This is a genomic window from Ostreiculturibacter nitratireducens, assembly GCF_032670585.1.
In the GTDB taxonomy this organism is placed as follows: Bacteria; Pseudomonadota; Alphaproteobacteria; order Rhodobacterales; family Rhodobacteraceae; genus Ostreiculturibacter; species Ostreiculturibacter nitratireducens.
In genome coordinates, this window is record NZ_JAVQHL010000005.1 from 38,852 (window position 1) to 52,535 (window position 13,684).

At 65.6% G+C, this 13,684-nt stretch carries 14 protein-coding genes and 2 tRNA genes; 8 read left to right on the plus strand and 8 right to left on the minus strand.

Annotated elements, in window-relative coordinates; genetic code table 11:
* Window positions 1–34 precede the first annotated feature (34 nt).
* Window positions 35–1,159, plus strand: coding sequence for a GSCFA domain-containing protein (locus tag ABCN56_RS18870; protein WP_343082392.1), 1,125 nt, complete (start codon window positions 35–37; stop codon window positions 1,157–1,159).
* 106 nt (window positions 1,160–1,265) lie between these two features.
* Here the strand turns inward: ABCN56_RS18870 and ABCN56_RS18875 are convergent, their stop codons facing one another.
* The 6 genes from ABCN56_RS18875 to lon form a co-directional block, all read right to left on the minus strand.
* Entirely contained in the window at window positions 1,266–1,523 is a 258-nt protein-coding gene (locus ABCN56_RS18875; protein WP_343082393.1) for a hypothetical protein, read from the minus strand.
* Window positions 1,524–1,694: 171 nt separating this feature from the next.
* A tRNA-Val gene (locus ABCN56_RS18880) sits at window positions 1,695–1,770 on the minus strand.
* Window positions 1,771–1,834: 64 nt separating this feature from the next.
* Window positions 1,835–2,416: a histidine phosphatase family protein gene (locus ABCN56_RS18885; RefSeq protein ID WP_343082394.1), complete on the minus strand. Its 582-nt coding sequence runs from the start codon at window positions 2,414–2,416 to the stop codon at window positions 1,835–1,837.
* 50 nt (window positions 2,417–2,466) lie between these two features.
* Window positions 2,467–2,541 (minus strand) — tRNA-Val (locus ABCN56_RS18890).
* A 21-nt stretch (window positions 2,542–2,562) separates the two neighbouring features.
* Window positions 2,563–2,907 (minus strand): HU family DNA-binding protein, encoded by a 345-nt coding sequence (locus tag ABCN56_RS18895; protein ID WP_343082395.1) that lies wholly within the window; start codon window positions 2,905–2,907, stop codon window positions 2,563–2,565.
* A 204-nt stretch (window positions 2,908–3,111) separates the two neighbouring features.
* Entirely contained in the window at window positions 3,112–5,517 is a 2,406-nt protein-coding gene (lon, locus tag ABCN56_RS18900) for an endopeptidase La (RefSeq protein WP_343082396.1), read from the minus strand.
* A 327-nt stretch (window positions 5,518–5,844) separates the two neighbouring features.
* On the opposite strand from lon, the gene ABCN56_RS18905 reads away from it, so the two are divergent.
* Complete coding sequence (locus tag ABCN56_RS18905; RefSeq protein ID WP_343082397.1) at window positions 5,845–6,927, plus strand: Hint domain-containing protein; 1,083 nt, start codon at window positions 5,845–5,847, stop codon at window positions 6,925–6,927.
* Here the strand turns inward: ABCN56_RS18905 and ABCN56_RS18910 are convergent.
* Entirely contained in the window at window positions 6,924–7,991 is a 1,068-nt protein-coding gene (locus ABCN56_RS18910) for a Hint domain-containing protein (RefSeq protein WP_343082398.1), read from the minus strand. The two genes, ABCN56_RS18905 and ABCN56_RS18910, sit on opposite strands and share 4 nt — an antisense overlap.
* A 134-nt stretch (window positions 7,992–8,125) precedes the next feature.
* The gene (gene tgt, locus ABCN56_RS18915; protein WP_343082399.1) at window positions 8,126–9,256 is read right to left on the minus strand and encodes a tRNA guanosine(34) transglycosylase Tgt; all 1,131 of its coding nucleotides are present in this window, start codon (window positions 9,254–9,256) and stop codon (window positions 8,126–8,128) included.
* A 151-nt stretch (window positions 9,257–9,407) separates the two neighbouring features.
* Between tgt and ABCN56_RS18920 the strand changes: the two genes are divergently transcribed.
* The 6 genes from ABCN56_RS18920 (at window position 9,408) to ABCN56_RS18945 (ending at window position 13,664) form a co-directional block, all read left to right on the plus strand.
* Window positions 9,408–9,773 (plus strand): SUF system Fe-S cluster assembly protein, encoded by a 366-nt coding sequence (locus tag ABCN56_RS18920; RefSeq protein ID WP_343082400.1) that lies wholly within the window; start codon window positions 9,408–9,410, stop codon window positions 9,771–9,773.
* A 10-nt stretch (window positions 9,774–9,783) separates the two neighbouring features.
* Window positions 9,784–10,242, plus strand: a complete 459-nt coding sequence (locus tag ABCN56_RS18925; protein WP_343082401.1) for a hypothetical protein — start codon at window positions 9,784–9,786, stop codon at window positions 10,240–10,242.
* Window positions 10,243–10,255: 13 nt separating this feature from the next.
* On the plus strand, window positions 10,256–10,618 hold the full coding sequence (locus ABCN56_RS18930) for a HesB/IscA family protein (protein ID WP_343082402.1): 363 nt from the start codon (window positions 10,256–10,258) through the stop codon (window positions 10,616–10,618).
* 84 nt (window positions 10,619–10,702) lie between these two features.
* Window positions 10,703–11,455: a triose-phosphate isomerase gene (gene tpiA / locus ABCN56_RS18935; RefSeq protein ID WP_343082403.1), complete on the plus strand. Its 753-nt coding sequence runs from the start codon at window positions 10,703–10,705 to the stop codon at window positions 11,453–11,455.
* A 101-nt stretch (window positions 11,456–11,556) separates the two neighbouring features.
* Entirely contained in the window at window positions 11,557–12,480 is a 924-nt protein-coding gene (locus ABCN56_RS18940) for a DMT family transporter (protein ID WP_343082404.1), read from the plus strand.
* Between the two features lie 2 nt (window positions 12,481–12,482).
* Entirely contained in the window at window positions 12,483–13,664 is a 1,182-nt protein-coding gene (locus ABCN56_RS18945) for a cytochrome P450 (RefSeq protein WP_343082405.1), read from the plus strand.
* Window positions 13,665–13,684 lie beyond the last annotated feature (20 nt).

The following is a 13,684-nucleotide window of genomic DNA, read 5'->3' on the forward strand; positions in this document are numbered from 1 at the left end:
GGAAACGGAAGCGACGGCCAGACCCTACCACGGGGTGCGGACCTGGCACTGGGGCGAGCACACGCGCTACAACCCTACCCTCGCCCGCATGCTTGACGCGGCAGCGGTGGAGAAGTTCGTGCTGCAGGGCTGGGCGCCGCCCGAGCCGCCGATCCGGCGGGACACGCGCATCATGGCGATCGGCTCGGCGTTTTCCTGCGATGTCGCTGCCGCGCTGTCGCAGCGAGGATACCGGGTCCTGAACGCAGAGGCGCCGAAGGCCTATGTGACGGCCCGCGGCGAGGACTTGCTGACATCCTTCGCGATCCGGCAGCAACTCGAATGGGCCTGGGAAAACCGGACGTTCGAGACCGGGCTCTGGCACGGCCAGCAGGTCGAGACCTGCACTTACCTGCCCGAAACACAGGCCGAGACGAAGCGTGTCCTCGACCGGACCGAATTCTTCATACTGACCTTCGCGCATTCCGAGGTGTGGTACGACGAGCCCACCGGTGACGTCTTCTGGCGCACGATCCCGAAGGACGTCTTCGATCCCGCACGCCACAGGTTCCGCGTGTCGACCATTGAGGAAAACCGCGACAACCTCCGCGCCATATACCGGCTGATCCGAAAGCACCGGCCAGCGGCGCGAATCCTCTTCTCCCTCTCGCCGGTTCCGATGATCGCCACGTTTCGCGACAATTCATGCCTCTCCTCGAACTCCGTCTCGAAGGCCATCCTGCGCGCGGCGATCGACGAGGTCGTGCGTGAATTCGCGGCCGAGGGCTCGCTTGGCTACTGGCCGGCCTACGAACTCTTGACGGACGTCTTCCGGCAGCCCTTCCGACCCGACCGCCGCCATCCCCGGGACCGGGTGAGCGACTACGTCACGACGCTCTTTGAACATGTGTGGTGCGCCGAGCCCCACGCGGCACCGTCGTCGCTGACTTTGGCCTGGGCCTCGGCCTGCGCAGAGGCCGAACTCCTTCCACCCCCGATGGCCCGCTTCATTCTCGGGCAACGCCAGCGTCGTCTGCGCGTGCTGATCAGGAACAACGATCCCCTCCACGGCGACGAGCAGACTGACAAGGCGCTGCGCAAGCTCGGCGCCGACGTACTCGCCGCCTGGGCCTCGGACGCGACGCGGGCCGATGCCGCCGGAGATTCAGGCGACGAATGACGCGCCCTTAACTTCGGGGCGCTGAACGGCGGTCAGGGTGGGCGCGGCACGAAGTCGGGCCGGGCGCACCCAGCCGGCAAATCCGCGCATCAGGCCGGAATGCCCGTCACTCGAGACCGAGGATCCTCTTCGCCTCGTGCAGCGCGTCGACCGAAGCCTGGTGATTACCCGCTGCATGCAACTCCTCGCCCTCGGCGCGAAGCTCCCGAACGCGGGCGAGATCCGCCTCGGACAGGCTCGCGCCGGAGGCAAGTGCCGCATCGATATCGGCCATGTCGGCCGGACACTGGAACGCAGCGGCGGGAAAGGCGAAGGCAGTGAACGCAAGGGCGGCGGCGACCGCTAAGGTTCTCCTGACAGTCATGGCAATCCTCCCATTCTTGACCGGGGGCGCCGGATCGGGGCTTGCCCCCGTGTTTCACGGATAGCAGGGTTCCGAGCGGACGCCAAAACAAGAAATCGAGACCGGAGGGTCGCAAGAACCCGCGCCGCGCGCTTCAGCCCGGCGCTGCAACCGTCTGATTTATTGGAACTATGGTGGGTGATGAGAGACTCGAACTCCCGACATCCTCGGTGTAAACGAGGCGCTCTACCAACTGAGCTAATCACCCGATCCGCCTCGCCTTTTATCCCCGGGGCCAAGGCCGGCGCAAGCCCCTAACGGCGACCTCTTTCTCAGGGCTCGATGACGTTCTGGATGCCGTCTCGAAGGTGGTAGACCACGCCTTGTTCGGCCGGGACGGCGCGGAACTCCGACAGTGGCCATCGCAGCGCGACGCAGCGCAGGATGCGGGAGGTCACGCCGTGGCTGAAGATCACCGAGGGCCCCTCGAGTTCCGCGAGGAACTCGGCCACACGCGCGGCGACTGAGGCCCCCCCCTCGCCGCCCGGCGCGTTGTCGTAGACCCTGACCGGATCCACCACGTCGAGCGTGCCGGGCCAGCGGGCCGCGATCTCCGCCCTTGTGAGGCCCTCCCAGGCGCCCAGGGATATCTCCCTCAGCCGGGCGTCGACCCGTGGCGTCACTCCCCTGCCCGAAAGCGCGATCCGCGCGGTTTCGAAGACCCGGCGCTGCGGACTGGCGTAGACCGTCAGTCCCAGCGCGCCGGCTTCCGCGAGCAGGCGCCCCTGCGTCTCGGCCTGTTCCCGCCCCAGATCCGTCAGGGGGCTGTCCAGGGCGCCCTGCATGCGCCCTTCGCGATTCCAGACGGTCTCGCCGTGGCGAAGCACGTAGATTTCAGGAAAGTCTTGCCGCACGTCCGCCTCCAACGAAAAGGCGCGCCGCTGGGGGCGCGCCTTGAATTGGATGGTGGGTGATAACGGATTTGAACCGCTGACATCTTCGATGTGAACGAAGCGCTCTACCGCTGAGCTAATCACCCATTCGCGGGGGCTAATTAGCCTCACTCGTCCGCTTCTGCAAGAGCCTCTTTCCCGCTCTTTTCCTGGGAGTTCGTCGCGGCACCGCGGCGCAGCTTCACGAGCAGGGTCTCGCCCTCGTGTTTCTGCCGGTTGACCTTCGCCTTTCCGAAGGGTGGCAGGACCAGGGTTTCGCCGGCCGCCAGCGCATCGCCGAGAAGCTTCAGCGTCGCGTCCACGACCGCCTTCGCGTCCTTCTTCTTCGCCCCCGTTTCAGCGATGACCCGGTCGAGGAATTCCTTCTTGCGAAGGGCCTTCGCGGCCCCATCCGAGGTTTCCGCCGTCGCCGTCGTCACGTTGATGACGTTCGAGGCCGCAGGGCTTTTCACCCTCACTAACTTCTTGTCTTCGCTCACGTTCCTGCTCGCTCTTGAGATGCTGCGTCCGCGCGGGATGCTAGATGGGCCGAGCGGCAAACGCCATATGGTTTCGCGCGGGAACGCGTTGCAGGCCAACGTTGCGCCGGATTGACTGAGCAGCAAAGGAAAGGCGCGCCCCGAGGGGCGCGCCTGATCTGTTCCGACCGGGAGGGATCAGTGCGCGGTTGCGCCGGTCCCCTGGTCGCCTGCGCCCATCGCGGAACGCGCAGCCTCTTCGGCCTCCTCGTCCCATTCGATCGGCTGCGGCTCGTGCACGAGCGCGTGCTTCAGGACATCGCGGACATGGGACACCGGGATGATCGTCAGACCCGACTTCACGTTGTCCGGGATCTCCGGCAGGTCCTTGGCGTTCTCCTCGGGGATCAGGACCGTCTTGATCCCGCCCCGAAGCGCGGCGAGCAGTTTCTCCTTCAACCCGCCAATCGCCAGGACGTTCCCGCGCAGTGTCACTTCGCCCGTCATGGCGATGTCCTTGCGGACCGGGATCTGCGTCAGCACCGACACGATCGAGGTCACCATCGCCACGCCGGCAGAGGGCCCGTCCTTGGGCGTCGCCCCCTCGGGAACGTGAACGTGGATGTCGATCTTGTCGAACTTCGGCGGCTTCACCCCGATCTGCGGCGCGATGGAGCGCACGAAGGACGACGCGGCGTCGATCGATTCCTTCATCACGTCGCCGAGCTTGCCGGTGGTCTTCATCCGGCCCTTGCCCGGGAGTTTCAGCGCCTCGATCGACAGAAGATCGCCGCCGACCTGGGTCCAGGCGAGGCCCGTGACCACGCCGACCTGGTCCTCCTTCTCGGCCAGACCGTAACGGAACCGCTTCACGCCGAGGAACTCCTCGAGATTCGCCGGCGTGACCTCGACCTTGTCGGCATCCTTGCGGATGATCCTGGTCAGGGCCTTCCGACCGATCTTGGCGATCTCGCGCTCGAGATTCCGTACGCCCGCCTCGCGGGTATAGGTGCGGATCACTTCCAGAAGCGCCTCGTCCGTGATCTTGAACTCGCCCTTCTTCAGGCCGTGGTTCTTGATCTGCTTCGGAATGAGATGCTGCTTGGCGATCTCGCGCTTCTCGTCCTCGGTGTAGCCCGCCAGCGGAATGATCTCCATCCGGTCCAGAAGCGGGCCGGGCATGTTGTAGGAGTTCGCCGTGGTCAGGAACATCACGTTCGAGAGGTCGTATTCCACCTCGAGGTAGTGATCGACGAAGGTCGAGTTCTGTTCGGGGTCCAGCACCTCCAGCATCGCCGAGGCCGGGTCGCCACGGAAGTCCTGACCCATCTTGTCGATTTCATCGAGAAGGATGAGCGGGTTCGTGGTCTTGGCCTTCTTCAGCGCCTGGATGATCTTGCCCGGCATCGAGCCGATATAGGTCCGCCGGTGGCCGCGGATCTCCGACTCGTCCCGGACACCGCCGAGCGAGATGCGGATGAACTCGCGGCCCGTCGCCTTCGCGACCGACTTGCCGAGAGAGGTCTTGCCGACGCCCGGAGGCCCGACGAGGCACAGGATCGGCCCCTTGAGCTTCGCGGAACGCTGCTGCACCGCGAGATACTCGACGATCCGCTCCTTGACCTTCTCGAGACCGTAATGGTCGTCGTCCAGAACCTTCTGCGCGAGGCGCAGGTCCTTCTTGACGCGGGATTTCACGCCCCACGGGATCGACAGGAGCCAGTCGAGGTAATTGCGAACCACGGTGGCCTCGGCCGACATCGGCGACATGGACTTGAGCTTCTTCAGCTCCGCCTCCGCCTTTTCGCGGGCTTCCTTGGAAAACTTGGTCTTCTGGATCCGTTCGGCCAGCTCGTTGATCTCGTTCTGGCCGTCCTCGCCGTCGCCGAGTTCCTTCTGAATGGCCTTCATCTGCTCATTCAGATAATACTCGCGCTGCGTCCGCTCCATCTGCGTCTTGACGCGCGACTTGATCTTCTTCTCGACCTGCAGGACGGACATTTCCCCCTGCATCAGGCCATAGACCTTTTCCAGCCGCTCGCCGATGTCGAGCGTCTCGAGGAGGTCCTGCTTCTGGGCCACGTCGATTCCGAGGTGCCCGGCCACGAGGTCGGCGAGCTTCGCCGGCTCCTTCGTGTCCGCTACGGCGGCAAGTGCCTCCTCCGGGATGTTCTTCTTGATCTTGGCGTAGCGCTCGAACTCTTCCGCGACCGACCGGATCAGCGCGGCGACCGTGTCCTGGTCGCCCGGCATCTCGGTCAGGAGTTCGGCCGTCGCCTCGAAGAATGCCTCGTTCGGCAAAAAGTCAACGATGCGCACCCGCGCCTTGCCTTCGACGAGCACCTTCACGGTGCCGTCGGGCAGCTTCAGAAGCTGAAGCACGTTGGCCAGAACACCCGCCTTGTAGATGCCCTTCGCGTCGGGCTCGTCCTGGGTCGGATCGATCTGCGAGGAAAGGAGGATCTGCTTGTCATCCTGCATCACCTCTTCGAGCGCCCGCACGGATTTCTCGCGGCCGACGAAGAGCGGCACGATCATGTGGGGGAACACCACGATGTCGCGCAAGGGCAGGACGGGGTAGCTCGGATTCAGCGGTTCTTGCATGTTTGTTCCTTCATGTCGCGGGAAGGGTCTGGCCCCGGACGGCGGCGTCCGCCCTCCCCCGATATCGCAATAACTGGGGCGTCGGAGGTCGGGTTTCAACCACATCGGCCTCTGCGCGTTAACGGAAGCATGACTCGACCGACCGGCAGGCGCAAGGCGGATCGGCGCAAGCGGCAGGGCCTCGCCACTGCCTTGCGAGGCCACCGAGATGTGAGCCCTTTGCGCAACGCCGTCGCGCGGACTGTTTTACAGATGCTTGCGTCATCGGGCGGTCGATGAGAGCCTTTTCTCACTTGGGGATCGACCAAGCCGAAGAGAGGCGGCCTGATGGCATCGATATCCTTTTACGCGCGGGTCGACAGCGAGACGGCCAAGAACGGCACGATCAACGTCCAGCCCACGAGCACGTATCCCACGACGGAACTGACGTTCACGTCGGGAGACGGTGGCGATCTTGCCCTCGACTTCAACGACGGCGGCATAGACCCCGACACGCAGGTCATCATCGATGGTGTGACTTACGACTTCACCGTGGTCATGCAGGGCTACCTGCCGACGTTAGGACCCGGGGCGAACGGACTCGACGATGTCAACGGCGAGGATCTGCGCGGCGAGCGGGTGATCGTGATCGAAGTCGCGGGAGTGCGCTACTTCTTCCTGCCCGACGCGGGCTTGACGCTGGACACGATGGACGCCTTCCCGCAAGGCGGCCAGCCTCTCGACAGCGTCACCACGGTCGGTCCTCTCATCATCTGTTTCGTCGCTGGCACGATGATCCTTACCCCGGAGGGCGAGCGTCCGGTCGAAGACCTGAGCGCGGGGGACCTTGTCCTGAATGCGCGGGGCGAACCGGTCCGGCTTCTCTGGAACGGACGGAGGCGGGTCATGCCGGACGAATTCGGCCGCCATCCGCAACTCCGCCCGGTCAGGATCCCGCAAGATCATTTCGGCGCGGGAAAGCCCGGGCGTCCGCTTCTCGTCTCGCCCCAGCACCGGGTCTGGATCGAGGGCTGGGCGGTGGAGCTTCTGATTGGCGCGGAGGCGGCGCTGGTGCCAGCCATTCACCTCGTCGACGGCGATGTGCGGCAAGTCGGCGGCGATGAGGCGGTCGTTTACCACCACCTGCTGTTCGAGGAGCACGAGATCGTCGTCTCGAACGGCCTTCCGACCGAAAGCCTTCAACCGACGCTCGACAATGTGCAGGGCAGCGACCCGGCGGCGCGGGCCGAACTCGATCTCATCTTCCCGGAGGGGATCCCCTACGATCTGGCCACCCGTTCCGCGGCGGCCCCGTCCCTCAAGTCGCATGAAAGCCGGCTCGTGGCACGGCCGACGCTCTGGCGGAAACAGAAATCCGCCCACGGCGCAAACCGTGAGCGGACGTCTTCGACGATGGGCAGGCAGGTTTAGGCGACCGCGGCCAGCGTCCCGGAAGAAGTGCCGAGTGCCGTACCTTCGGGCGCGGCGCCGTCCCGGATAGCTTTCGCCAGGAGCATCGCCTCGCCCGCCTTCAGCGCACGCAGCGCGTCCTTGCGCGAAAGCATCTCCGTCATGCCGAGCGCCTGGAGCGTCTTTTCCAGAAGCTCACGGTTCTCACCCGTCATCGCCTCGATCATGCGGCGGGCGGGCTGGAAGCTTTCCGTGGCGAGGCCGTTCGACACGAGGATCTCGTGATCCTCTAGAAGGAGGTGGTAGTAGGTCACGTCGGCATCGGCCGTGACGACCTCGGCCAGCGCGCCGACGAGATGCCTGGCGGTTGCCAGAACGCGTTCCTCGCCGAACAGCAATTCGGCCTTCGGACCTTCAAGCACGATCCGGTGCTGGGGCGACACGTCGAGATCGGTCGACGGGCAGCTAGGCGCGATCGCGCCGGCCGTGATGCGGATCGGCCGGAGGTCCGGATGCGCGCGCAGTTCCGCGGCGGGAATTTCGCTGCGCCCGACCCACAGAAGCTGCTTCGCCTCGCCCCGGTCGTTCAGCAGGAAGTCACCGGCGACGAGCGTCTCAACCTTGCGATTGCCCGAAGGGGTGGCGATTTCTGTGCCGGCGCAGAAGCAGGGGTATGTAGGGGGCGGCGTCTGGGTGATGCCCGTCAGCTTGATGTTGCCGTTGGCCATGCTGTCCAACAGTCCGACCGTAACGAACGGATCACGGACGAAGAAAAGGATGGTCCCGTCAGCGAGCACGATCTTGATGACCTGCTTGCCCCAGAGTGCCGACGGCACCTTGGTGTCGCCGACCGTGAAGCTCCCCACGACGGTATAGGTGAAAGATTGCGCAGCCCCCCCTCCCACGCTCACCAAGGTGTTCGGATCGGGAAGCCCGCCGTTGGAATCGAGCCTGAGATCGCCGTCCGGACCGTTGGATACGAACTGAATCGTGGTTGCGGGGGCAGTCTGCCCGTTAAGCACCAATTCGTTCGCGGCCGCAGTTGCGCTCGTCTCGCGCGCCGCATAAACCTCCGATACCGCCATTCCAATCTCCCCGAAAATCCGCTTTCGAACGAAAGTCTTGTAGGATGCTTACAAAGGCTTTTGCCCTCCGGCAATTCCTCAAGCTGGAAACAATAGATTTTTCTGTATTTTACCCGAATGCCGTGGCGTCCCGCCTACAGGGGCGGCACGTCGCCCTCTTCGCGCATCGCGTGGAACTCCGTCTGGAAGGCCGCGAACCGGCCTTCAGCGATGGCGCCGCGCATTCCCTCCATCAGTTCCTGGTAGTAGTGCAGGTTGTGCCAAGTCAGGAGCATGGAGGATATGATCTCCCCCGCTCGGAACACGTGGTGCAGGTAGGCGCGGGAATAGCTGCGGCAAGCCGGACAGCTGCAATCCTCGTCGAGCGGCCTCGGATCGTCCATGTGCCGCGCATTCTTGATGTTGACGACGCCGCGGCGGGTAAAGGCCTGGCCGGTCCGCCCGGAGCGCGAGGGCAGAACGCAGTCCATCATGTCGATGCCGCGCGCGACGGCGCCCACGATGTCGTCGGGCTTGCCCACGCCCATCAGGTAGCGCGGCCTGTCCTCCGGCAGCATGTCCGGTGCGTAGTCGAGCACGCCGAACATCGCTTCCTGCCCCTCGCCCACGGCGAGCCCGCCGACCGCGTAGCCGTCGAAGCCGATCTCGCGCAACTTCTCGGCGCTTTCGGCGCGGAGTTCCTCCGTCACGCCGCCCTGCTGGATACCGAACAGAGCGTGGCCCGGCCGGTCGCCGAACGCGTCGCGCGACCTCTGCGCCCAGCGCATGGACAGGCGCATGCTTTCCGCGACCTTCTCGACGGAGGCAGGCAGCGCCGGGCATTCGTCGAAGGCCATCACGATGTCGGAGCCGAGGAGCCGCTGGATCTCCATCGAGCGTTCAGGCGTCAGCATGTGCTTCGAGCCGTCTATGTGGCTCGAGAACCGCACACCCTCTTCATTCAGCTTCCGGAGCGCGGCGAGGCTCATCACCTGGAACCCGCCGGAGTCCGTCAGGATCGGGCGTTCCCAGTTCATGAACCTGTGCAGCCCGCCGAGCCTGTCGATCCGCTCCGCCGTGGGGCGCAGCATCAGGTGATAGGTGTTCCCGAGGATGATGTCCGCGCCCGTCGCCCGCACGTTTTCGGGCAACATCGCCTTCACCGTTCCGGCCGTTCCCACGGGCATGAAGGCGGGCGTGCGGATCTCGCCCCTCGGGGTGGAAATCACGCCGGTGCGCGCCTTTCCGTCCGTGGCATTCAGTGTGAAGGAGAATTTCGCGCTCATGGCCCGCCTCTTTTCCGCCTGGCGCGGCCTTGCCTATATCGCGGAAGCCCGTCTGTCACGACCCGATCGCGCGGGCCCTGCGCGGACTTTACGGCCCGCGTTGCATTCCCTATATAATCGCTCAACAACCGCGCGATAGGCTGAGAGATCGATGACCGCCGAAAACCCGGGCCCCGTCGAGGGCACTCCGCTGATCAAGCCCTCCACCACGGATCACCCGCTTTACGAAAGCGTGGTGGAAGCCTGCCGCTCCGTCTACGACCCCGAAATCCCGGTCAATATCTTCGACCTCGGCCTCGTCTACACGATCGAGATCTCGCCCGAAAACGAGGTGGAGATCACGATGACGCTCACGGCGCCGGGCTGCCCCGTGGCCGGCGAGATGCCAGGTTGGGTCGCGGATGCGGTGGAGCCCCTTCCCGGCGTGAAGCAGGTCGACGTGCGTCTGACCTGGGAACCGCAGTGGGGCATGGATATGATGTCTGACGAGGCGCGCCTCGAACTCGGTTTCATGTGAGGTTTCAGGAATGGCCAACATCTTCACGAACTTCGTCGCGCGGGTTTCGGTCTCTGCCATCGTCGGCGCCGCCGTTGGCGCGGCGGTGGTGACATATGCCCGCAACCCATCGGTGGAGGCGCTGAGCACGGACAGCGCGGCCATCGTTGAACGCCTCGCCGAGATGGAAACGGCGGCGTCGGAGAACCAGGCGGCGATCCTCGCGAAGCTTGACGAAACCGCGGCCAGCCTCGCCGCGCTTCAGGACTCCGTGGCCCAGTCCGCTGTCACCGCCGAAGCGCAGGCCGAGACGGCCGCCGCGACGCAGGCGCGCATCGCCGAGGCGGTCGCCGCGATCGAGGAACTCCGCGCGACCGTCGCCTCCCATGAGGCTCCGACGGAACCCACTCAGGCGGCCGCGGCCACGGTCGATCTCACCCCCGTCCTCGATGCGCTCGCGCGTATCGAGGCGGGCATGACCCAGCAGTAAGGACGCGAACCCCATGTTCTCCATCCCCGGCAAGCAGGCGGTAACGCTCACGCCCGCAGCGGTCAGGCAGATCGCGCGCCTGATGGAACAGTCGGGCAAGCAGGGCCTGCGCATCGACGTGCGCAAAGGCGGCTGCGCGGGCATGGAATACGCGATGGACTACGTTGACGAGGTGGACCCCCGCGACGAGGTCGTGGAACAGGACGGCGCCCGCGTCATGATCGCCCCGATGGCGCAGATGTTCCTCTTCGGGACCGAGATCGACTACCAGACCTCGCTTCTCGAATCCGGGTTCAAGTTCAACAACCCGAACGTCGCCGAAGCCTGCGGCTGTGGTGAATCGATCAAGTTCAAGGAGATGCCGGAGAACGGCTGACCGCTGTCCGGCGACCATTTCGCCCTTTTCCTGAACCCACCCTCTGACCTAATCTCCGCCTCGTGATGATCGGAGGGACGGACGATGCGGCGCAAACTCGCGGCGGGGAATTGGAAGATGAACGGCACGCGAGCGAGCCTTGGCGAGATCAAGGCGCTGATCGAATCCTGCCCGGATCCCCATTGCGATGTGCTGATCTGCCCGCCTGCGACGCTTCTCGTCTGGATGGACGAGGCGATCGGCCAGGCCGCGATCCGCACCGGCGGACAGGATTGCCACGCTGAGGTCTCAGGAGCCCACACGGGTGACATCTCGGCCGCCATGCTCGCCGACGCGGGGGCGACACACGTGATCCTCGGCCATTCCGAACGCCGCACCGACCACGGCGAGACCGATGAGCAGGTCCGCGCCAAGACGCTTGCCGCCCATGCCGCTGGCCTTGCCGCGATTGTCTGCGTCGGCGAAACGGAGGCCGAGCGCGATGCCGGGCGGACGCTCGACGTGATCGGGGGCCAGCTCGCGGGCTCGCTCCCCGACAGCGCGCGCGGCGCCGACACGGTCATCGCCTACGAACCCGTCTGGGCGATCGGCACCGGCCGCACACCCACGAATGACCAGATCGCAGAGGTGCACGATTTCCTCCGCGCCCAGCTTGCGAAGCGCTTCGGCGCCGAGGGCGAGGCCTTCCGCCTGCTGTACGGTGGTTCCGTGAAACCCTCGAACGCGGCCGAGATCTTCGCGATTTCCAACGTGGACGGCGCGCTCGTCGGCGGCGCGAGCCTCAAGGCGCAGGATTTCTCCTCCATTATCAAGGCGCTCGACGCCGCTTCCGCCTGACAATCGCGTCATGCGCCGGTCGCTTCCGGCGCAGCCCAAAGTGCTTTGAGGCGTCATGCTTCGACGTGCCGGGATAGACCCGGCGCTTTCCGGAACGATGCATGACCGCCCTCGCCCCCAGCCCCGCACCTGTTTCCGGCCGTGTAACCGCCAACCTCGCCTGCATGCTTTCGATGCTGATCTGGGCATCGGGACTTCCGGCCGCCGAACTCCTCATCGGGAAAGTGCCGCCGATGGAACTCACTGCCATCCGCATGGCACTCGCCGCAGTTGTTCTGCTGCCTCTGTGGCTGATGGTCGAGGGACCCGCGGTGCTTTTTCGGGCGGACTGGGGGCGCGGCATCCTGATCGGCGGCGTCACGATCGGCTTCGGCGCCTTCCTTCTGGTGATCGGCCAGGACATGACTGACGCCGTCACCGTGGCCGTGATTGCCGCCAGCATGCCGGTCATCGGTGTGACGATCGAGGTCTTCCTCGATCGCCGCCGGCTCAGCTCCGCCATCGTTCTCGGCATGTTCCTTAGCCTGGCGGGCGGCGTCATGGCGCTCGATGGCAAGGTCTCGACGGCGGGCCTTGGCCTCGGCGCCGCGCTGTGCTTCGTCTCCGTCGCAGTTTTCGCGTTGGGCTCGCGCCTGACGGTCACGGCCTTTCCTGAACTCTCGCCTCTCGGCAGGACCACCGTCACCCTGACAGGTGCCGCCGTCTTGACGGGCCTCGCGGCGCTCGCCCACACCGCCATGGGGAGCAGCGGACCGGACTGGGCGCTTCTGGGATGGCGCGAGGCGGGCGCGCTTGCGCTTTATGGCGTCGGATCACTCGCCATCAGCCAGGTTCTGTGGATCATGTCCGTCGGCAGCCTTGGCATCGGGCTTGCCTCCCTCCATATAAATGCCACGCCGTTCTACGTCATGCTGATCATGGTGGCGGCCGGCGCCGCCTGGAACGGGATGCAGGCCTTCGCCGCCGTGATCGTGGGCGCGGGCGTGCTTGTCGCCCAGGGGATAATTCCACTTCCCCGGAGTTGACGTTGCACTCCTTCACGCAGCCCCCGACCGACCCGGCCTTCGTCCAGAACCCCTACCCGTTCTACGAACGCGCCCGCCGGTCGGGGTCCGTCTTCTTCTGGGAAGACTATGGAATGCCGATGGCGCTTTCGACCGCGACCGTGGGCGCGATCCTGCGCGACCGCCGCTTCGGGCGCGAGGCACCCGCCGAAATGCGCGCGCCGGTGCCGGAGCGCCTCGCGCCCTTCTACGCGGTCGAGGCGAATTCGATGCTCGAGCTTGAACCGCCCCGGCACACGCGGCTCCGCTCGCTCGTGCTCCGGGCCTTCACGTCGCGCCGCATTGCCACCCTCGCCCCCGAGATCGCCGCGCTCTCGAACGAGTTGACCGACACCTTCCCGGACGGCGACTTCGACCTCCTGCCCGCCTTTGCGCAGAAGCTCCCGGTCATCATCGTCGCCCGCCTCCTCGGCGTGCCGGAGGAGTGGGCACCTGACCTCGTCGCCTGGTCCAACGCCATGGTGACGATGTACCAGGCCCGCCGCACGCCCGAGACGGAAGACGCCGCCATCGCCGCGACGCGCGCCTTCACCGATTTCCTCCGCGGCCATGTCGAGGAACGCCGCGCGCGCCCCGGTGACGACCTCATCACGCATCTCATCGCCGCAGAAGAGGACGGCGAGCACCTCTCCACGGACGAACTGATCTCGACCTGCATCCTGCTTCTCAATGCCGGCCACGAGGCGAGCGTCCACACGATCGGCAATGGCGTGAAGGCGCTGCTGGAAAACGGCCTCGGCGCCGAGGCGCTTGCTCCGAACCGCTGCGAGGCTGCGGTAGAGGAGATCCTCCGCTACGATCCTCCGCTCCACCTCTTCACCCGATGGGCCTATGATGATGCCGATATCGGGGGCCACAGCTTCCGTCGCGGCGACAAGGTTGGTCTTCTGTTCGCAGCGGCGAACCGCGATCCGCAGAGCTGGGACATGCCGGACAGTTTTTTTCCCAGGCGCCCGGTCAAGGCCAGCCACAGCTTCGGCGCGGGGCTCCATTTCTGCATCGGCGCACCGCTCGCGCGTCTGGAGTTGCAGACGGCGCTCCCGATTCTGTTCCAGCGCCTGCCGGGGCTCGCTCTGGCCGAACCGCCGACATACGCGAACCTCTACCCCTTCCACGGGCTGGAACGGCTGGTCGTCCGGCACTGACGCGCACCAGGCCAGCCGGG

What these genes read in the sequence shown, in the direction of transcription:
- ABCN56_RS18875 (WP_343082393.1), bottom strand. Translation starts at nt 1,523, where the DNA reads ATGACTGTCAGGAGAACCTTAGCGGTCGCCGCCGCCCTTGCGTTCACT.
- lon (WP_343082396.1), bottom strand. Translation starts at nt 5,517, where the DNA reads ATGCAAGAACCGCTGAATCCGAGCTACCCCGTCCTGCCCTTGCGCGAC.
- ABCN56_RS18905 (WP_343082397.1), top strand. Translation starts at nt 5,845, where the DNA reads ATGGCATCGATATCCTTTTACGCGCGGGTCGACAGCGAGACGGCCAAG.
- ABCN56_RS18910 (WP_343082398.1), bottom strand. Translation starts at nt 7,991, where the DNA reads ATGGCGGTATCGGAGGTTTATGCGGCGCGCGAGACGAGCGCAACTGCG.
- tgt (WP_343082399.1), bottom strand. Translation starts at nt 9,256, where the DNA reads ATGAGCGCGAAATTCTCCTTCACACTGAATGCCACGGACGGAAAGGCG.
- ABCN56_RS18920 (WP_343082400.1), top strand. Translation starts at nt 9,408, where the DNA reads ATGACCGCCGAAAACCCGGGCCCCGTCGAGGGCACTCCGCTGATCAAG.
- ABCN56_RS18925 (WP_343082401.1), top strand. Translation starts at nt 9,784, where the DNA reads ATGGCCAACATCTTCACGAACTTCGTCGCGCGGGTTTCGGTCTCTGCC.
- ABCN56_RS18930 (WP_343082402.1), top strand. Translation starts at nt 10,256, where the DNA reads ATGTTCTCCATCCCCGGCAAGCAGGCGGTAACGCTCACGCCCGCAGCG.
- tpiA (WP_343082403.1), top strand. Translation starts at nt 10,703, where the DNA reads ATGCGGCGCAAACTCGCGGCGGGGAATTGGAAGATGAACGGCACGCGA.
- ABCN56_RS18940 (WP_343082404.1), top strand. Translation starts at nt 11,557, where the DNA reads ATGACCGCCCTCGCCCCCAGCCCCGCACCTGTTTCCGGCCGTGTAACC.